19 protein-coding genes are annotated in these 19,677 nt (G+C 56.0%); 16 read left to right on the top strand and 3 right to left on the bottom strand.

Translation table 11 applies throughout. The features are described from left to right. The 14 genes from NLU14_RS20665 to NLU14_RS20600 all read left to right on the top strand — a co-directional run. The coding region (locus tag NLU14_RS20665; RefSeq protein ID WP_275710167.1) for a type VI secretion system Vgr family protein at positions 1-1,453 on the top strand (1,453 nt) is incomplete at its 5' end. Then, positions 1,453-2,319, top strand: a complete 867-nt coding sequence (locus NLU14_RS20660; protein ID WP_275710165.1) for a DUF4123 domain-containing protein — start codon at positions 1,453-1,455, stop codon at positions 2,317-2,319. The genes NLU14_RS20665 and NLU14_RS20660, both read left to right, overlap by 1 nt. Continuing rightward, entirely contained in the window at positions 2,312-5,179 is a 2,868-nt protein-coding gene (locus NLU14_RS20655; protein WP_275710164.1) for a toxin VasX, read from the top strand. Before NLU14_RS20660 ends, NLU14_RS20655 begins: the two co-directional genes overlap by 8 nt. After that, positions 5,154-6,026: a hypothetical protein gene (locus NLU14_RS20650; protein ID WP_275710161.1), complete on the top strand. Its 873-nt coding sequence runs from the start codon at positions 5,154-5,156 to the stop codon at positions 6,024-6,026. The genes NLU14_RS20655 and NLU14_RS20650 overlap by 26 nt, the downstream gene beginning before the upstream one ends. Before the next feature lie 140 nt (positions 6,027-6,166). Beyond that, the gene (locus NLU14_RS20645; protein WP_275710159.1) at positions 6,167-7,042 is read left to right on the top strand and encodes a hypothetical protein; all 876 of its coding nucleotides are present in this window, start codon (positions 6,167-6,169) and stop codon (positions 7,040-7,042) included. 174 nt (positions 7,043-7,216) lie between these two features. Continuing rightward, complete coding sequence (locus NLU14_RS20640; protein WP_275710157.1) at positions 7,217-7,588, top strand: hypothetical protein; 372 nt, start codon at positions 7,217-7,219, stop codon at positions 7,586-7,588. Between the two features lie 153 nt (positions 7,589-7,741). Continuing rightward, a complete protein-coding gene (locus tag NLU14_RS20635; protein ID WP_275710155.1) occupies positions 7,742-8,185 on the top strand; it encodes a DUF4124 domain-containing protein in 444 nt (147 codons plus the stop codon). Beyond that, positions 8,173-9,021 (top strand): DNA ligase, encoded by an 849-nt coding sequence (locus NLU14_RS20630; RefSeq protein WP_275710153.1) that lies wholly within the window; start codon positions 8,173-8,175, stop codon positions 9,019-9,021. Before NLU14_RS20635 ends, NLU14_RS20630 begins: the two co-directional genes overlap by 13 nt. A gap of 208 nt (positions 9,022-9,229) precedes the next feature. Next, on the top strand, positions 9,230-9,553 hold the full coding sequence (locus NLU14_RS20625; RefSeq protein WP_275710151.1) for an ElaB/YgaM/YqjD family protein: 324 nt from the start codon (positions 9,230-9,232) through the stop codon (positions 9,551-9,553). A gap of 2 nt (positions 9,554-9,555) precedes the next feature. After that, entirely contained in the window at positions 9,556-10,056 is a 501-nt protein-coding gene (locus NLU14_RS20620; RefSeq protein ID WP_275710149.1) for a hypothetical protein, read from the top strand. A 71-nt stretch (positions 10,057-10,127) separates the two neighbouring features. Beyond that, entirely contained in the window at positions 10,128-11,447 is a 1,320-nt protein-coding gene (locus NLU14_RS20615) for a glycerophosphodiester phosphodiesterase family protein (protein ID WP_275710147.1), read from the top strand. Positions 11,448-11,551: 104 nt separating this feature from the next. Beyond that, positions 11,552-12,463 (top strand): esterase/lipase family protein, encoded by a 912-nt coding sequence (locus NLU14_RS20610; RefSeq protein WP_275710144.1) that lies wholly within the window; start codon positions 11,552-11,554, stop codon positions 12,461-12,463. Then, complete coding sequence (locus NLU14_RS20605; protein WP_275710142.1) at positions 12,460-12,747, top strand: hypothetical protein; 288 nt, start codon at positions 12,460-12,462, stop codon at positions 12,745-12,747. The genes NLU14_RS20610 and NLU14_RS20605 overlap by 4 nt, the downstream gene beginning before the upstream one ends. A gap of 147 nt (positions 12,748-12,894) precedes the next feature. Continuing rightward, positions 12,895-13,473 (top strand): outer membrane protein, encoded by a 579-nt coding sequence (locus NLU14_RS20600; RefSeq protein WP_275710140.1) that lies wholly within the window; start codon positions 12,895-12,897, stop codon positions 13,471-13,473. Between the two features lie 52 nt (positions 13,474-13,525). On the opposite strand, the gene cysK is transcribed toward NLU14_RS20600, so the two are convergent. Both cysK and NLU14_RS20590 read right to left on the bottom strand, forming a co-directional pair. Next, the gene (gene cysK, locus NLU14_RS20595) at positions 13,526-14,497 is read right to left on the bottom strand and encodes a cysteine synthase A (protein ID WP_275710138.1); all 972 of its coding nucleotides are present in this window, start codon (positions 14,495-14,497) and stop codon (positions 13,526-13,528) included. Positions 14,498-14,567: 70 nt separating this feature from the next. Continuing rightward, complete coding sequence (locus NLU14_RS20590; protein ID WP_275710136.1) at positions 14,568-17,489, bottom strand: transporter substrate-binding domain-containing diguanylate cyclase; 2,922 nt, start codon at positions 17,487-17,489, stop codon at positions 14,568-14,570. A 143-nt stretch (positions 17,490-17,632) separates the two neighbouring features. On the opposite strand from NLU14_RS20590, the gene NLU14_RS20585 reads away from it, so the two are divergent. After that, complete coding sequence (locus NLU14_RS20585) at positions 17,633-18,358, top strand: polyamine aminopropyltransferase (RefSeq protein ID WP_275710134.1); 726 nt, start codon at positions 17,633-17,635, stop codon at positions 18,356-18,358. Here NLU14_RS20585 and NLU14_RS20580 read toward each other — a convergent pair. Then, complete coding sequence (locus NLU14_RS20580; RefSeq protein ID WP_275710132.1) at positions 18,351-18,791, bottom strand: methylglyoxal synthase; 441 nt, start codon at positions 18,789-18,791, stop codon at positions 18,351-18,353. The genes NLU14_RS20585 and NLU14_RS20580 overlap by 8 nt on opposite strands. Before the next feature lie 90 nt (positions 18,792-18,881). Between NLU14_RS20580 and NLU14_RS20575 the strand changes: the two genes are divergently transcribed. Beyond that, on the top strand, positions 18,882-19,670 hold the full coding sequence (locus NLU14_RS20575) for an ATP-binding protein (RefSeq protein WP_275710130.1): 789 nt from the start codon (positions 18,882-18,884) through the stop codon (positions 19,668-19,670). Positions 19,671-19,677: the final 7 nt, after the last annotated feature.

The raw sequence follows: 19,677 nt of genomic DNA, 5'->3' as shown, positions 1-19,677 counted from the left end.
CCAGAGCGCCGTCTTCCAGTTCCGCTACCAGGAACGGATCCGGGCCGCCTCCGTGGCCATGAAGGACTACACCTTCAGGAACCCCGCCTACGCCCTGATGCACGAACACCAGGCCGACAGGCTTGAGGCCCAGCGGGAAGACTACCAGCACTACGATTACCCCGGCCGCTTCAAACAGGACGCCAGCGGCCAGCCGTTCACCGAAAGCCGCCTGGAGGCCCTCAGGAACGACGCCACAACGGCCAACGGCCAGAGCAACCGTCCTGATTTCACCGTGGGTGCCAAGGTCGAACTCACCGAACACGACAACCCGCGCCTGAACCGGGAATGGCTGTTCACCCGCATCAGCCACACCGGTGAACAACCCCAGGCCCTGGAAGAGGAGGGCAACAACGGCGCCACCACCTACCACAACGCCTTCAACGCCATTCCCGCCGACCGCACCTGGCGACCACAGATCCAGCACCGCCCACTGATGGACGGCCCCCAGATCGCCATCGTCACCGGCCCCGAAGGCGAAGAGATCCACTGCGACGAACACGGACGGGTGAAAGTCAGATTCCCGTGGGACCGCTACTTAAAAAATGATGAACACTCCAGTGCCTGGCTCAGAGTCAGCCAGGGCTGGGCCGGAGGCCAGTATGGCTTCATGGCCCTCCCAAGAATCGGCCACGAAGTCATCGTCAGCTTCCTGGACGGCGACCCGGACCAACCGATCATTACCGGCCGAACCTACCACGCTACCAACACACCGCCGTACGCGCTGCCGGAACACAAGACCAGAACCACAATAAAAACCCAGACCCACAAGGGCGAGGGCAGTAACGAACTGCGGTTTGAGGACGAAGCTGACAAAGAACAGATCTACGTCCACGCCCAGAAAGACCTGGACCTGTTGACCGAGAACAACCGCACCGAAGTCATCAAGAATGACAGCCACCTGACTGTGGAAAACCACCGCAAGGCCCACATCAAGGGCAATGACCACGCCACCGTGGACGGTGAGAAACGGGAGCAAACCGGCAAAGACCGCAGCTTCAACGTCACCGGCACCCTGCACCTGAAAGCCGGCACCGCCTGGCTCAGCGACTCCGGCACCGAACTGCACATCAAGGCCGGCCAGAAAGCCGTTATCGAAGCAGGTGCGGAAATCACCCTGAAGGCGGGCGGCAGCTTTGTGAAGATCGATCCGAGCGGCGTTGCGATGGGTGGCGCGGCTATCAAGCTTAATGCCGGTGGTTCGCCGGGTAAGGGGAGTGGGCAGGCGGTTCAAGCGCCGGAGATGCCTGGGTTGGTGGAGAAGAATGGTGGGGCTGTTGCGCCGGTGGACCTGTCGGAGACACCCCAAAGACCGATGGCCAAGCCAGATCAGATACGCGCCATCAAGAATGCAGCGAATCAGGGTAAGGGGATCTGCCAGGTCTGCTCACCAGAAACACAAGGTGCGGTCTGATGGGGAATCTGGCTAACCTTCCCGGCAACGGTAAGACGTTCCTGCTTATTGATGGCGCAAAAGTGAATGGCTTGTCTCAGGTCATATATCGTGAAATCGAAACCCCTCATTGCGAGGCGTTATACAGGGGGACCGAGCTCGCTGACCTGTTGGAAATCTCACCGTGGCTGGTTGAGGCAGGAATGAACAGTTCCCTGGCCCTGAAGTGTTTCGAGGAGTGGCAGCATCAGGGAGCTGCTATTGCCTTTCAGGCTGATTGCGATTTTGAAGAACTGACGGGGCACTTGCGTGGATTGCTTATGGCCAGGTTGGTCACGGGCGATGAGGTGGTATTCCGGTTCTACGACCCTGAAATCGCAAGACATTTGCTGAAACAGGATTCCATGGGTGAAGATACGAGGCGGCTGATGGGGCCTTGTAGCCTGTTTGCCATTCAGGATCGCCGCACGGGTGAGTGGGAGCACTTTTACAATGACCAGCCGTCAGGTGAGCGGCAAACAGAAGTGTTCAATATTCGTGAGGAACACCTGGTTGCCATGGAAAGGTCGGCAGAGCAGACAGCCCTCAGGAAGCTCGAGCTTCACACTTCGAACTACTTCCCCCACCTGCTTCAACAACCTGACGCAAACGAACAGGATTGGGGGGTGGTCTCTGTGCTAGTCGACGCGGCGAAGGCGCGGGGGCTGTACAGTACCCGCGATATCGCCCTGTATATCAATACGATTGGCTGGCTTGGGCACCAAGCATTCGAAGACAGTGATGTGCAGAGCCTGTGGAAAGAGAATTCCGCAGCGCCAGGAAAAGCCATAGCGCGAATTGCAGAATTCGCCGAGAAAAAGTCAACGGAGGGACTGGTCCATGGGTAGTGCTAACAGCTCAGCGTTCTTACAGGGTGGAGATGACATCGATTCAGCGGCACAGATGTGCCCGCTCCAGCTCAAAACAGTCGCGTTGTACCCGGTTCGTTGGGCGATCAGTCAGGAAGAGGTTGCTTTGCCCTCCAACTTCCGTCCGCCTTTCGTCGCGCTTGGAACCACTCATTACTGTGTTCGCAAACTGACGCCCGGTTGGGTCTACATGTTCTCCGACGTTTTCGGAACACTGCATGAATACCGAGTCAATGAGCAAGGCCTGATAACCGAAGTACAGCCCGGTGTGAACTCGGTACTGCTTCCAGATGCCGACGCACAAAGCGCTTTGCCCGCCATACACCATCCTGCGGAAGGCAAGGTGCTCCTGAAATTTGTACAGCATCGGTGGACTGTGCGTTTGCAGGAACTTGTACGAACGGATGCCCAAGTCCGTGAGGAGCACATGCAATCGTTCGACTTGAACGGCCTCCCGGAAAAGCGTGAAGGGATAAATATCAGTGAAACCGAGACTATAAACGGAGTGGTTGAAGACTTTCGGCCAGAGCCAATGGATTTCGAGTGGAGTCTGACGGGTTTTGCACAAGGTATCAGTGAGTCGGATTTGCAGGGGCAGTGCAAAAAAGAAACTGAATTTTCGTACTGCGTTGCCCTTGACGATGAAATCGGTATCACCTCCGAGCTAGGCCAACTGCATGCCCTTCATGTAAATCTGATTACGAATTACGCGGAGGAGAACGCGTACGCCTACACTACTTCCCAGATGGTGGACGCGCTCATCGCCCGCGAGGCCAGCAAGAAGGAATCTGAAGACGACCAACAAGAAGTGACCGAGGAACTGAAAGAACGAATTCGTTCAGGGGAGAAAGACGCATTCGTTGAAAGTTACCACAAACAGATTGAAGAGTATGACCAGTCCCGGGCATTGGTATTCGATGACTGGAAGCGATGGATTGACTCCGACCAGTTGGCCCGGAAATTGGAGTTCAACGACTGTTACTGCGCGGAAGGGTTCGAGGCGGTTGAGCAGGAACTGGCAGATATACTGGATGGCTATGTCGGTGCGGAAAAGGGCAAGGAAGACGCCGAAAAGTGGTTGGCTGCGGACGAAGGTGAAGCCGGTACGGTCGGGAACATGCTAAATACCGCGCTGTTCCTGGCATCTGCCACCAACGGTATTACTCAGAAACTGAAAGATCTCCCCGGTTTTGACTATGGCAGCCTGAAGATTGTGGACAGTATCTTCGACATGCCGGCGTATGTGCGCGTGAGCACCACCACCGACGTCCTGATGCTGGAATTTGCCGCCCCCGCCGCCAAGATGGGAGCCTGGGCAAAAGACCCCCAAACCTGGCCGCAGTGGAAAAAGTGGACCAAAGCCATCCAGAAACGCTATGGCATTGATGTCCATCGGCAGGGAGTAACGCTGAAAACCGCGACGGACCTGCTCACGGCGGTGCACCGCAAATCACTGGAAGCCTCCGGCCATAACCTTTCCGAACTTGCAATGACCCCCTTGGCCGCCGGTATGGCGGATGCAAGGATCAGGAACTACCTGAACGCTACCCTGATAGACATGTTCCACCTGACCCCGGACTTCAAGGACAATCCCTTTGGCTGGCTTCATACCCGGCTGGACCCGGTAGTTGAAAACATCAAGCAGAACCGGGGCAAGTTCATTGGGGCCGTAACCTTCTTCCACGCAATTAATGTGGCGAGCCTGTTCTCCGCCCTGGATAAAACCCAGCAGGATGTAATGCTGGGCGACCGATCCGTCATCGACCGGTGGGGGTATTTTGTATCTGGCCTGTGGAGCATCGGCGAAGGTGTGGTTAACCTCAGCGGGTTGCTGATCAAGGAGGAGTACGCGAAAGCTCTCGGGGCAAACCTGTCGGCAGCTGGGGCGAGGGTGTCGGTGGCTCTAAGTATCTTAAAGGATGTTAAGATTTTGTCTGTTGCTGCAAAGGGCTTCGTGACAATCACCACAAAGACCCTTCCCTACGTGGGTGTTTTACTGTCGATAGGTCTGGAAGGAAGGCGGGGCCTCAAGGCCTTGGACACAGGCCATCACGCTATGGTGGCCCTGTCCGGTGTCCAAATAGGGCTGAGCATCGGTATCACCTACCTGGCTACTCTGGCGGTGGCGGGTGCGGTTACCACCGGGGTAGGCGTGGCCGTTGTGCTCGTGGTAGGCGCGGTTCTGATTGCCATCTCCTTCGTTATCAGCGTGGTACAGCTATACATCGCCCGGTCCCGGATCGAGGATTTCCTTTCTATGTCATTCTGGGGCAATGCGCCCACGTTGCGTTACTGGGATGAGCAGTCCAGGCCATCGAGCGCGGAACTGCTGGAGGAAAGCCGAACCGTTATTTCTCAGGATGAAGGCGTCGATGTCAGGCGTTATTTTGAAGCGGAATTGGATGCGTTTTATTACATGCTGTTTTCTCCCATTGTTCGGATAACCGAGCACATCGGTCGACATTGGGATATAAACCGGGGTGAGCATCAGGTCATGTCGGAAATGACTTCTTTTCTGGTGTATTTGCCGGGTTACAGTGATGGGAGTTGCACGTATTCCATCAGGCTGTTTGAGGTGGATACCAACTGGTTTGAGAAAGATGAACCGAAGGATATCTCAGGCTTGTTTCATAGGAGGAAGCAGTTAGACGCTTCTACTGGGGGTGTTTTATTTCGGTTTGACCACTACAACCACAACAAGTGTGATCAGCTTGAAATGCTGATTGAGTACGAGAAGGACGGCCGGAAAGTCACGGGTGAAAACGGGCTTCGTATCATCCTGGACGGTAACGATGTGGAGGAATTGGGTGTCGATGAAAGACTCGCCTTTGAAGTGTGATTTTCCGGAGACGGACCTGGAGCAACAGCTGGAAAAGAAGCTGTACCGTACTCATGGTGCGCGGCTTGCCAGTTCGCCGGCCAGGAAGGTGGCGGGAGTGTCCGATTCCTCGGAAGATATGGATCAGGGCGTTGCTTACATTAGTGAACGGTTCATAGACATTAGAACGGCCTTCTTGTCTCTTCGAAGAGCCATGCCAGTTATCGTAAGTATGTTCATGATAATTGTCCTGGCGTTGGGTTGGGTCGTTAGCTTGTTCTACTCAAAGGCGTTGCTTGGAGTATTGATCGCCTTTGGTCCTGTATGGGTGGCCGTCTACCTGTTCGAGATCTTCTTTCCGTACACGCTGCCGGTCCGGATCGACCGTAAGGAGGGGTTCGTCTACATAGGGCACCGCGGTACCTTCTACCGGATTCCCTGGGACGAGCTGGAAGTGACCTTTTCCTACAACTGGCAGTATCTGGGCTCTGGCGTAGTGTGGGAGCGGCAGTACTACACCCACCTGTTCATGCGGGAAAAGCATTACTTTTGCGGGAAGCCCCCTAAGATGCCCCTGCAGCGCAAGAAGATCTCTTCTGGGTTTAAAGAAGAGGATATGTATCGGAAATGGAATTTTATTGTCAGGTATTACAATGAGGGGGTTGTTGAAGAGGATAAGGAGAATCTCTACGGAGCAAATTATGACTCATATAATCAGCACGTGGCTGGCCAAATGGGTCGTCGTACTTTGGGGCATGTATTATTTTTCTTCTTTATGCCGACCATAATATGGTCGAAGTATACACCCTTAAAGTACAAGTGGCCGAAGGAGATTGAAGAGATGTTTGGGAAGATTAACTATTACTGATCCAGTAATCGAGGTTTTCCGGACATTGCGTTCTGCCCTATTGAACTGACGACCGAGAGAGAAGGATAGCCGGAAAGTCACGGGTGAGAACGGGCTCCATATCATTCTGGACGGTAACGATGTAGAGGAGCTAGGTGTCGATGAAAGACTCGCCTTTGAAGTGTGATTTTCCGGAAACGGACCTGGAACACGAGCTGAAAAAAAAGCTGTACCGCACTCATGGTGCGCAACTTGCCAGCCCCCCGGCCCGAAAAGTGGAGGGGATATCTGATTCCTCGGAGGATATGAGCTACTGTGTCGCTTACGTTGGCGAGCGGTTCATGGACATCCGGACGGCCTTCTTGACTTTTCGAAGGGGTCAACTAGTTGTTGTAAATCTGTTCATGACGGTTGCGTTGGCTTTGGGTTGGGTAATTAGCCTGTTCTATTCAAAGGTGTTTCTGGGAGTATTGATCGCTTTCGGGCCCATTTGGGTAGCCATCTACCTATTCGAGATATTCTTCCCACTCACACTGCCGGTCCGGGTCGACCGCAAGGAGGGGGGTGTCTACGTAGGGCACCGGGGCACCTTCTACCGGATCCCTTGGGACGAGATGGAAGTGACCTTTTCCTACAACTGGCAATATCTGGGTTCTGGTGTTGTGTGGGAACGGCAGTACTACGCCCACCTGTTCATGAAGGAAAAGCACTACTTTTGCGGGAAGCTCCCCAAGATGCCCCTACATCGCAAGAAGATCTTTTCCGGGTTTAAGGAGGAGGACATGTATCGGAAATGGAATTTTATTGTCAGATACTACAACGAAGGGGTTGTTGAAGAGGACGCTGACAACCTTGTTATGGCCAATTACGACTCATATCGTAAGGACATACCATCTAAGTCAATGGCAGCACGTATCGTTGATACTTTATTATTAATAATTTTTATGCCAACTATGTATTGGTGGGCGTTCTCACCCTTCAAGTATAGGTGGCCACAAGAGGTTGAAGCAATATTTGGGAAGATTAACTATTACTGATTAATTGACCAGAACCAAAAGATTTCATTTTTTCTTTCTGCTAAATGGTATTTTTCCATTGAGTTGCTAATCAAAATAAGAAGGGTGGCTAAAAAAATAGGGAATTATGGTCTCGCTACTACCCTAGGCTATAACAATGTGAATTAGTTAGGTCGATAATTATCGAGGATAAGAATGCAACACCAAGACTTAGAAGATATTCGGTCTAGAAATAAAAGAGTAGCTTTTAGTGCCAAAGAGGCACTGGAGCTCAAAGACTTCATAGAAACGAGTATAGATAGAGGCTGCTATTTCTCTTTAGATTCAATAATTGGAAGAAATAATGCGGAAGTAAAAAAGGCCCTTCTCGATGGCGTTATTATTATTCGCACTGATATGTCAGATGTTTGTATTTTATTTATTAAGATGGACCTTGGTAAAGGAATTTTTGGTGGACAAAAAAGTAAAGTTATGTCCTTTACCGGAAGCTCTTCTGAGTCCTCATATACTCCGGGCCGTGTTTTCCGGAACCTGTCAGCCGCTCTTAACCGAATACTCCAGTTATGAGGAGTTGTGTATCGGTGAAAGACTCGCCTTCGATCTGTAATGTTCAAGAAATTAGAGCACTTCAAGAAACTATATCGCAACGACTACGATCAGTTCGGCAGACATCCTACTTGTAAAGTGTAACTGTAATCCCGTATACGGAGATTAAAATTGATGAAAGGACTCCTAATCCTCCTCTGCCTGTTAATCACCCCCATCACCCAAGCCGGAACCTACCGCTGGGTCGACGAAAACGGCCAGACCCATTTCGGTGACCGTCCGCCCGTGAACACAGCCTCTGATGAGGTGACGCTGAAAAGCGCAGCCCCGTCCTCGGACGCAGCCGCCCGTGAGCGTAAGCAGCGGATGAACGAGTTCCTGGAGCAGACTGAGCGGGAGCGCACTGAGCGCAATGAGGCGAAAGCCAGGCAGGAGGCGCAGGCAGCGAAGCATGAGGCCCGCTGCCAGGCTTTGCGGGCACGTTTGAAGTACCTGAAAAGTGTCTCGGGAATTTACCGGCTCAACAGCGAGGGCGAGCGGGTGTTTGTCGACGATGAAGAGAACGAGCGGATTCGTCAGGAGTTTCGGGCCAGGGTGCAGAGTGAATGCGACGCCTGATTCTGCTGTGGTTTGCCTTTGTCCTGGCTGCCACGCCCTGTGCTTACGCGGAGCCACCGGAACTGGCGCTTGCCGGCGTCTATGAAGAGGGCGTAGCCCTCGATGACTATTGGGTCAGTGAAAAGCTGGATGGTGTTCGGGCCTACTGGGACGGTGAGCGGTTCTGGTCCCGGGGTGGCAATGAGTACCGGGCGCCCCAGTGGTTTACAGACGGTTTTCCCGATATGCCGATGGACGGTGAGTTGTGGATGGGGCGGGGCCGGTTTGCGGAGTTGTCCGGGGCGGTGCGCCGGCTGGACCCGGTGGACGGTAGCTGGCGGCAGGTCCGGTTTATGGTGTTTGACCTGCCGGAAGTCGAACGGCCGTTTTCGGAGCGTGTCCGGATGATGGAGTCGGTGTTGATGCCATCACCGTCGCCGTTCCTGGCCATGGTGGCGCAGCGCAGGGCCACGAACCATGACAAATTGATGGCGGCTCTGGACAAGGTGGTGTCCGACGGTGGCGAAGGTTTAATGTTGAGGCGCGGCGCCAGCTTTCACTCGGTGGGCCGCTCGGACGATCTGCTGAAGGTTAAGCGTTACGACGACGCGGAAGCGGTCGTTGTCGCTCATTTGCCCGGCAGTGGAAAATACCGGGGAATGATGGGGTCGATACGGGTGGAGCGGGACGATGGCCGGCGGTTTAGCCTTGGTACGGGGTTCAGTGATGAACAACGCAGGAAACCACCGCCGGTTGGCGCGACCATTACCTACAAGTACTACGGTTACACTTCAACGGGCCTGCCAAGGTTTGCCAGCTTCATGAGGGTTCGCAATGACGAGCCGGGCGCGCCCTGAACCGGCGGGTTCCCGTTACGAGGTCTTAACATAAGCCCCGCGCTCGTGTGCTACAGTCATATTAACCATGGTTATTCTTCACGATGCCATGGTGCCTGAATGTCTGTCTGGAGATGATCGGACTTTCTTTTACAGGTATTCAGTCAACAGTTCGTGTCGTTACCAAAAGCCGAAATAGCAGTATTGTTTACTGATAAGGAGGCAACAAATGGAAGCGAAATCCAACCAGAACGATTATGAGCAGGTCAAAGAGGACCTGCAGAAACTCCGCGACGATCTCTCCAAACTCACCAAAACCGTTGCTGAAGGGCAAAAGAGCAACATCAGCAATCTGCGCGATGAAATCCGCCGTGAAAGCCGTGAGGCATTTGACCAGGTGAGGCAACGCGGAGATGAGGCCTTCAACCGTGCCCGTGACGCCGGCAGTAAGGCTGTACACGATGCCGAGCACAAAATAGAGGAGCGGCCGTTCCTCAGCATCGTGATCATGTTTCTTGCCGGACTGCTTGTTGGCCGGTTGCTGGATCGCTGATCATGCCCGATTCAGCCTGGTTACAGGGCGTCCTGCGTAAGGCAGTCGCGGCCGTTATCGGCTTTATGCTGGCCTTCGTGCTGCTGGTCGCCCTGTTGATCACCGGTTTTTATATGCTCGTCAATGCCGCCACACTGGCGTTGGCACCCGCCATGGGTGAAGCCGGTGCCATGGCGGTGACGGGCTTGTCCTGTCTGTTGTTGCTGGCGTTGTTCTTCTACCGAATGACACGGCCGGCCACTTCCAAAAAGCCTGCCAGTGAGAGAGAAGGGCAGTCATCGGCCTCTCCAATTGATGCCATCAGGGACCTTGTTCGCAACAATCCGCTGGAAGCGGTTTTTGCGGCGTTCACTCTTGGTGTGGTGGAACAGGGCGACCCTCGCCTGAAGTCGCTGCTGTTGCGGGGTGGCATGGTCTTGATGAAGGAGGCGGAGGCCGAGCAGGCCAGAGGGAAAGAAAAAACGGACTCACGGGAAAGCGGCACGGACGCACCAGTCACATGATCGTCACCACAACGTAACCCCCCGCGCCGACAATAACCGTGCAGTACCATTCATCGCACAGGGAGCTTGTTATGAAGTTACGTACGTTGCTGGTTATGGCATTACTGATGTCTCTATCCTCCGTTGCCAGTGCGGCACCGGATTGGCAGGGCAAGGGCGAGCACTGGACGCCGCCAGGCCTTGAAAAATGGCACGACAAGTGGCCGGATCTGAAAGACAGATTCCACCGTGGCAAACGCGAGGTCCATCTGGGGCCAAGGCCGTTCTGGCTGGTGGAAGACATGGATGAGGGGCGTCTGAAAGACAGATTGCAGTCCTGCCGCGCCGAGAAAGTCCGGCCCACGGATTTCTCCATCGGCCATCGCGGCGCGCCGTTGCAGTTCCCGGAGCACACTCTCGAATCCTATGTCGCGGCCGCCCAGATGGGTGCCGGCATCGTGGAGTGCGATGTCGCGTTCACCAAGGACAGGGAACTGGTCTGTCGCCACGCCCAGAACGACCTCCACACCACTACTAACATCGTGACGATTCCCGAATTGAACGCCAAATGCACACAGCCGTTTGTGCCGGCGGATCCGGGAAGCGGTACCGAGGCACAGGCGGAATGCCGCACCAGTGATATCACGCTGGAGGAGTTCAAGTCCCTTGAAGGCAAGATGGATGCGTTCAACCCCATGGCAACCACTCCCGAGGAGTACCTGGAAGGAACAGCCGACTGGCGTACCGAGTTGTACAGCAGCCGTGGCACGTTGCTGACCCACAAGGAAAGCATTGAGTTGTTCCAGGCGCTGGGTGTGAAGTTCACTCCGGAACTGAAAACACCGGTGGTGGAGATGCCGTTTGAAGGGGATTACAGCCAGCAGGATTATGCGCGCCAGATGATTCAGGACTATATCGACGCCGGCGTGAACCCGAAGGATGTCTGGCCGCAGTCGTTCCTGCTGGACGATGTGCTTTTCTGGGTCAACAACATGCCCCGCTTTGGCAAGCAGGCGGTTTTCCTGGACCAGGAGCCGATAACGGCGGAAAACTCGTCCCTGGCCTGGATGGAAAGCCTCTCCGCCCGGGGAGTGAATATCCTGGCACCGGCGTTGTGGAAAATGCTGACCCTCGACGGCCATCAGCAAATTGTGCCGTCGGAGTACGCGGAAAATGCCAGGGCTGCGGGGCTGGAGATGATCGCCTGGACGGTTGAACGCAGTGGCCCACTGGCCAGTGGCGGTGGCTGGTATCATCAGACCATCACCGATGCCATCAATAATGACGGTGACGTGTTCAATGTGATCGATGTGCTGGCGCGGGATGTCGGGGTTATCGGTATCTTCTCCGACTGGCCGGCGACCACTACCTTCTATGCCAATTGCATGGGGCTTGCGGGTCGGGGCCACTAGGGAGCGGTTGCCCCTACGCCGGAAACGGGTGCAAATTCAGCCAATCGCTGGTGTGGTTATCAGAGTAGACTGGTAGCAACAGCATCAGACGGTAGCGATTGTGTATGCAGACAGACACCAGTCCGGTATGGCAAAGACACGCCTCAGCCATTCTCAGCGGGTTCCTCGGGGACTGGCTGGAGGCTCGCAATAATCCCCTGACCATGCCCATGGCATTTTTTCATGGGCGCAACCCAGTCGAGCCGGACTCCCCTGATGTGGTCGAGGAGCCCGGCTCAACTTTGTGCCTCTGTATTCACGGGTTGATGGAGCTGGAATCAATATGGACTATTCCCCATGGTGACGGCGCTCACTACGGCTCCCTGCTTGCGGCCGGGAACAGTGACATCACACCCCTGACCCTCCGTTACAATACTGGCCGACCGATCTATCGCAATGGCGAAGATCTTGCCGACCTTCTGGAAACCCTGGTCAGCCATTGGCCGTTGCCTGTCGAGCGGATCATCCTGATCGGTCACAGTATGGGAGGGTTGCTGATCCGCAGCGCTTGCCACCATGGCCAACTTCGCGGCAATCGCTGGGTGGAGCAGCTCAGCGATTGCGTTTACATTGGCTCCCCCCATGATGGCTCCTGGTTGGCAAAAGGCGCCAAGGCAACGGCGGAGCTGATGAATGGGGCTCCACGGGATTATTTCCGGGTACTCGGTGAAGTGATTGATTTGCGCAGCGAGGGCATTCGCAATCTGTCCCGCGGTGACGTTGTCAACCCGGAAGATGGCGAGCCACCTTTGCTGCCGGGTGCCAGGCATTACGTTGTCTGTGGTTTGCTGGCTCGTTCCCGTCAACATCCGGTTAATGCGCTGTTCGGGGATGCACTGGTACACGAGTCCAGCGCCTGCGGCAGCGAGCGCAAGGGCTGGACACTCAGCGACGTGGCCAGCTTTCCGGGTATTGATCATATTCGCCTGGCTCATCACCCCGATGTGGCCGCCCAGCTTAAGGAATGGTTGTTATGAACGAGCAAAACCGGAACTGGTGGGTCGGGGTTGCTGATATGGCAGCCAGTGGTATCAACCATGGTGCGCTCAAGCTGGAACGGGTCCACCTGTCCATTGCGGATGAAACCTTCAATATCCTGCAGCAGGTGCCGGTGACCAGGCCCTGGAGTGAGAGCGTCCGCTATATTCACCACGGTATATCCCGCCTTTCCTACCGCAGTGTGTCGCTGGCGGCCGCTGGCCTCGGTGCCTTGGCCAGACGCGCAAATGTTACGAAAAGTTATGAAACTCACATTAAATAGCATGAAAAGGAGGTGAACAGACTGTATTGCGCATTTAATGCACATCCTGCTCATTTGTAGGTAGCCTGAGTTCAGTAACCGGCATAAAGCTTTACCGGTTAATCCATTAGGAAGTGATCAGCCTCTGAACTCAGAAGGATGGATGATATGAGTTATAAATCGGGTTTTGCATATGTAACGGTCCTGACATCGGCCATGCTGGCGGCTCCGGTTGTCTGGGCGCAGGATAATACCGACCGGGACAGTTCTGGCGTGTTTGTCAGCGGCAGTTATGGTGGCTATAAGTCCCATGGCGGCGAATTTGATGATGAGAACGATTTGTTCGGCGTGGGTCTGGGTTACCAGTTCAATGAATTCTTTGCCCTGGAGGCGGAGTACATTGATTTTGGCAACTTTGGTGATGACGAGGTCGATGGCAAGCTGAAAGGGACGTCCCTTGGCCTGCTTGGGCGGTTGCCGTTGACGGACACCTTTGGCGTTTACGCCAAGGCCGGCGCGTTTGCATCATCGTTTGATGTGGAGGCCTTCGATGAAAGTGAGACTTACGACGAGGTGAACCCGTTTGTCGGTGCCGGTGTTGATTTCAGGGTAACCGAGCAGTTAACCGCGTTTGCGGAATACAACCGCTACAACGTTGATATCGACGAGGACGACTTCAATGGTCAGGTCACCAACGACGGGCCGGATTTCGATACCGGCCGCGTTGGCATGCGGTTCCAGTTCTAAGGCGCCGGTATAATGGCCATTGCCCGGGGCAAATCTGCCCCGGGCCTCTTCATTACTGCACGTTTTCCAGGTCACCGAACCTGTCCGTGAACAGCGCGGACGACAGGTAACGCTCGGCGGAATCCGGCAGTACCACCACGATGTTCTTACCCTGAAACTCCGGTAGCTTTCCAATCCTGACGGCAGCCACAACCGCCGCGCCGCAGGAAATACCGCAAAGAATGCCCTCCTCCTGCATCAGCCGGTGCGTCATGTCCATCGCCTCCTGATTGCTGACCGTTTCCACCCGATCCACCAGGTCCATGTCCAGGTTGCGCGGTATAAAGCCGGCGCCAATGCCCTGGATTTTATGGGGTGACGGTTTCGGTTCTTCGCCGTTACGGGTCTGGGTAATGATCGGTGAGTCTTCCGGCTCCACGGCAACGGTCGTGATACCCTTGCCTTTGGTGTTGCGGATATAGCGGGTAACGCCGGTCAGGGTACCGCCGGTGCCTACCCCGGAAACCAGGATGTCCACGGCGCCGTCGGTGTCGTTCCAGATTTCCGGACCAGTGGTGTCCTCATGGATACGGGGATTGGCCGGGTTGTCGAACTGCTGTGGCATGAAGCAGTTGTCCGGGTCTTCCGCAACGATTTCCTCGGCCTTGGCGATCGCACCCTTCATACCCTTGGCCGGTTCCGTAAGGACCAACTCCGCCCCCATGGCCTTCAACACCTTGCGCCGTTCCAGACTCATGGAGGAGGGCATGGTCAGCTTCAGCTTGTAGCCCCTGGCCGCTGCAACAAAGGCCAGGGCGATGCCGGTGTTGCCACTGGTGGGCTCAACAATGGTCATGCCGGGCTTGAGGACACCACGTTTTTCCGCATCCCAGATCATGGCGGAGCCGATCCGGCATTTGACAGAGTAGGCCGGGTTGCGGCCCTCAATCTTGGCCCAGATGGTGGCGCCTTCGTTAACACGGTTGAGTTTTACGAGGGGGGTATTGCCGATCGATAGTGAGTTGTCGTCATAGATCTTAGCCATGGTGATCTCCTTTTCGTTGTCCTTGTGGCGTCAGGATAACACCCTGTGGCACGGTCTGGCTGCCGTTTAATCAGGCCGGGTCTTCGATGGTCATGGCCTCCATTCGATTGCGGCCGTTTTGCTTGGCAAGATACAGCGCCTTGTCGGCCCGCCTGAGAAATTCAGCAGGCACAGTGTCCTTGAGGGGGATGCCGGTAGCCAGGCCAATACTCACGGTAAAGTGAATCTGTTGGCCATTGCAGGTAGTCGTCTGCCCGGCCAGGCCCTCACGGAAACTCTCCAGACGCGACATCAACTCCTCACGATCACTAAAGCTGGTAAATATGACGAATTCCTCTCCGCCAAATCGGGTAAGACGGTCAGTATCGCGTCGGAAATGGCTCCGCATGGTATCGGCCAGCGCTACCAGGCATCGGTCGCCTGCGTCGTGACCATAGGTGTCGTTGATCTTCTTGAAATGGTCGGCATCCACCATGGCAACGGCAAACCCGGCTTTGTGTCTCTGGCACCAGTGAAAGCTTTTGCTGAACTCCCGGTCAAAATAGCTGCGGTTGCCAATCTGGGTCAGGTCGTCCGTTACGCTGAGATGGGCAAGGCGGCTATTGGCCGCGGCGAGTTCCCGGTTCAGCCGGCCGAGCTTTCGGTTCCAGTAGAACAACAGGCCCAGCACAACCATTGCGCCGATGATTAACTGGAACACCAGGGTGTAGTCCACGGCTTGTTCCAGCTTGAGGCTGGCCCATTGCTGTTCGATGAATTTGCGCTCGTCTTTCGTAAGGCTGGCAACCAGCTTTTGCATGATGCTGAACAGTTGGGGTTCGTCATTGATGGTGGCAACCCCAAGGGACCAGTCCACCGGAACTCGCCCAAGGACTTTCAGGTCCGCCAGGCCTAACTCCTGCATGTTGTAGCTGGCTGTGGGTAGCGTGCCCACATAACCAGCCAGCTCGCGTTCCTGGACCATGCGCAACCCCATCTTTTCATTAGGGACTGTCACCAGGTTGAGGCCGGGATTCGATGTTTTCAGCAGTTCCAGGAAGGCGTATTCCTCCACAACGCCGACCGGCCTGTCTCCCATATCATCAAGGGTATTGATAAACGGGGCCTCTACCCGCCCCAACAGCACACTTGGAATCTGGATATAGGGTTCTGTAAAGCTCAGGTAGTCAAGTCGCTCCGGTGTTTCCATGGCCATGGAAAGCAGGTCGCATTGGCGTTTCCTGGCTGCCTGGATGGATTCGGCCCAGGTGTCGACGGGAAGGGGGGTGAATTCTATACCGGAGCGTTCAGAAAACAGGGCGAAGATGTCGGCGGAAATCCCGACGTGTTCATTGCCTTCGTTAAGCCCCTCGAGGGGGAGCCAGTCAGGATCCACACAAATGGTAAGCTGCCGTTGCCGATCGGCCAGCCATGCCTGTTCGGCATCGGTGAAGGTCAGCGGGCCGGCGGCAGGTGGAGGGTGGCGGCTGGCAGAGGCGCCGAGCCAGCGGTTCTCGATGGTTCGCATTTCCGTCGGGCTGATGGCCCCCAATGCCGCATCCATAATGGCGGCGAGCGGTTCAAGGGCGGGGCGAACGCCGAAACGCAGATCTTCCCCGGGCATACCTTCAAGCGTTACTTCACCGGCAATAGTCACACCAGCGATGCGAAGTTCCCTTACCCAGTAGTTGCCATTGGGCAGGGCTGCCAGCGCCACATCCACCGACCCCTCCGCCAGGGCCTGGAACAGGGCCCGCTGCGAGGTAAAGGAGAACACGTTGTCACCCAGCGCCTCCCGCAGGGTACTTTCATAATAGATGCCCGCGCCGATGGCGACCTTAAGTCCTTTCAGGTCTGCGGGTGTATCGAATTGAAGGCTGTCATCCAGGGTGAAAGCGACGTTGGGCAGGATGTGATAGGGCCTGGTAAACCGTGTGAACTCCAGACGTTCTTCGGTCCGCGACATATTGGCCATGATGTCGATGTCACGTTCCAGGAAGCGGGGGTAGAGTTCAGACCATTGCCCCGTGACCGGTACCACCTGCAAGCCGGTCAGGTCGGATATCCGGTCCATTACGTCGACAGCCAGGCCCTGGGTTGCGCCTGCATCGCGGAAGCTGAAAGGGGCATAATCCCTCATGAACCCAACTCTCACAGGGCCGATCTCACTGATATAACGTTGGTGGGCATCACTGAGGGTAAATCCTGACGACTCGGCAATACTGGTACCACCGTATTCCTGCCAGCGCTCGAACAGTGCCTCAATGCGCTCCTCCGGAACCGCTGCCAATCCCTCACTGATCACTTCAAACAGTGCATCGTTTCCTTTCAGCACGCCAAGGCGAAAGTCCTCCCCGGACAACTCCCCCAGAGGGGCGGGGCCGGCAATTTCCAGAAACCGGAAGCCGGCACGGTTGGCGTAGTATTTCAGGGTCAGTTCCGGCCCGATGATGCCATCCACCCAACCGAAAGCGAGAGCACGCACCAGGCCGGGAATGGAATCGTAGGTGGCGAATTCAACGCCTGCATCTGTCAGCACATCGCGAAAATAAACGTCCCGTACCACACCGATGCGATAGGCCGAGAGCGCTTCCAGGGAACTGATGTCCCCCAGCGGGTTCACCGGATCGTGCATCAGGTAGGTCTGGCGGATGTGATAGGGCTCGGTGAACTGGATGGTTCTGGCCCGTTCCTCACGGTAGGAAATACCTTCAATGACATCAATTTCGCCACGCACGAAGGCCCCGAATACCTCGGGCCAGCTGCCTGCCCGAAACTCCAGGTCCACACCCGATTGTCGGGCCACTTCCCGAAGAACGTCGATGGAGAAACCGGAGGGCGTGCGGCCCTCAATAGAGGTATAGGGCTTGTTGTCGGCAACAATGCCCACGGAAACAGGCCCGTTAACCGATGGCCAGGCGGGCACAGACAGGAAAGTGAGCACCAGTACAGCAAAAAAGGCAGTAAGCAGTGTGGTCAGAGATGGCCGTTGCCAGGCAATTCCAGCGCTCATCGGGTGGTTCACAATCCTGTGTTGATTACCTTCTGAGTGTAGTCGTTGTATGCCGATTTCCCAATGGGAACTTGTGGTGCGGCCTGCGATTGGCCGTTTCCGGTGGTAGGATGTAGCGTTGCCAGTACGACACGGGAAATACCATGGGCCTTTTGTTTGAACAGATCGACAGCCAACCGTCAAAGTTGGGAGAGATTACCCTCCGTCGTCGCCGGATTCCGGCGCTGGGTGACCGCGATATCTACGAGGTAAAACTGGGTGAGGAATTTCTCATGTCCAGCATGTTCGTGGACGCGGAAGTGGCACTGGCGGACCTGGGCCTGAATGCCGTTGAAGGTGACCAGCCACGGGTTGTGGTTGGCGGTCTTGGGCTGGGCTACACCGCGGAAGCGGCCCTGAAGCACAAGAGGGTGAGCGAACTGCTGGTTGTTGACGCCCTGGACACGGTTATCCACTGGCACCAGCAGGAGAAAGTGCCGTTGGGCAAGGTGCTGAACGACGACCCTCGCTGCCGCTATGTACTGGGCAGTTTCTTTGACATGGCGGTGTCTGAAACCGGTTTCGATCCACAGTCGCCGGGCAAGGTTTTCGATGCCATCCTGCTGGACATCGACCACTCACCCCGGGCCCTGCTGAACGAGTCCAATGCCAGTTTCTACAATGCCGAAAGTCTGGGCCGAATGGCCGCCCACTTGCGGCCCGGCGGTGTCTTCGCCATGTGGTCCAATGATCCGCCCGACGAACCGTTTATGGAAACCTTGCGTACGCTGTTCACAGACGTGGAGGCCAAGGTGGTGGCTTTCTACAATCCCTTCCAGAATCGTGAATCAACCAACACGGTGTTCCTGGCCAGAAAGCCGCTCAGCTGACAGAGCGGCCGGTGTAGCTTGAGAAGTCCGGCTTTTTTGGCTGGTGCTGGTCGTCGGTCATGTAGGCGGACGTGAGGATGAACTCGGCGGTGGCGCGGTTGCAGGCCACGGGAATGTTCCACAACGCCGCGATGCGCAGCAGGGCCTTGATGTCCGGGTCGTGGGGCTGGGGCTCCAGCGGATCCCAGAAGAACACCAGCAGGTCGATCTCCCCCTCCGCGATCTTGGCGCCGATCTGCTGGTCGCCCCCGAGTGGGCCGCTGAGCAGGCATACAATATCATCCCGCCCCAGATTCTCCTTCAGCAGCCGGCCGGTGGTGCCGGAGGCGTAGAGCCGCAGGGAGGCGAAGCGGGTCTGGTTTTCGGCAACCCAGTCCACCAGTTCTTTCTTCTTGTTGTCGTGGGCGACGAGGGCGACGGATTTAACGGCCATTTGCGGTAAAGTCTCCTTTTTGGGGTAATGTCCGGTATCGGGCTCCAGTGTTTCATATTCATCATAAACGCGGAACAGGAAATAAGTGTTATGGCGACCGACCAATCCATCGACTGGGAAAAGACGCCGGCCGCCGTGTGGCGCCGCCATCGCCAGGGGCTGCGGGCCATCCGTCGGCTGGACCCGGTGGGCTGGAATGACCTGACCGGCATCGGCCGACAGCAGCAGGCACTGGCCCGTAACACCGAACGCTTCCTCGCTGGCGAGCCCTCGAATAATGCCCTGCTCTGGGGTGCCCGGGGCACGGGAAAGTCATCGCTGATCAAGGCACTGCTGAACCGTTACCAGGGCCAGGGCCTGCGCATGATCGAGGTGGACAAGGACGACCTCGTGAACCTGCCGGAAATTGTCGACGATATTGCCGGGCTGCCCTGGCGCTTCGTGATTTTTTGCGACGATCTCTCCTTCGAGGTGGGGGAGTCCGGCTACAAAGCGCTGAAAAGTGTGCTGGAAGGCTCGCTGGAACTGCCGCCTGAAAACGTGCGGGTCTATGCCACCTCCAACCGCCGCCACCTGATGCCGGAGTTCATGGACGACAACCTGAAAAGCGAGATGCGCGGGGGCGAGTTGCACCCGGCGGAGGCCATAGAGGAGCAGGTTTCCCTGGCCGACCGGTTTGGCTTGCAGTTGTCGTTCTATGGCTTTCCCCAGGATGTTTACCTGCAGGCCATTGATGCGCTGTTTCCCCAGGTGGGGGATCGCGAGGCGTTGCACCGGGAAGCCATCCGTTTCGCCACCAGCCGCGGCGCCCGCAATGGGCGTACGGCACAGCAGTTCTACCGCCAGTTTGCCGGCGACACTGAAGCCTTTGGTGGCTAGGAGGCGG

The sequence above is a fragment of the Marinobacter iranensis genome (genome assembly GCF_029207565.1).
GTDB classification, from domain to species: Bacteria; Pseudomonadota; Gammaproteobacteria; order Pseudomonadales; family Oleiphilaceae; genus Marinobacter; species Marinobacter iranensis.
The sequence above is the reverse complement of the archived record's forward strand: the minus strand, read 5'-3'. Positions and strand labels throughout refer to the sequence as shown.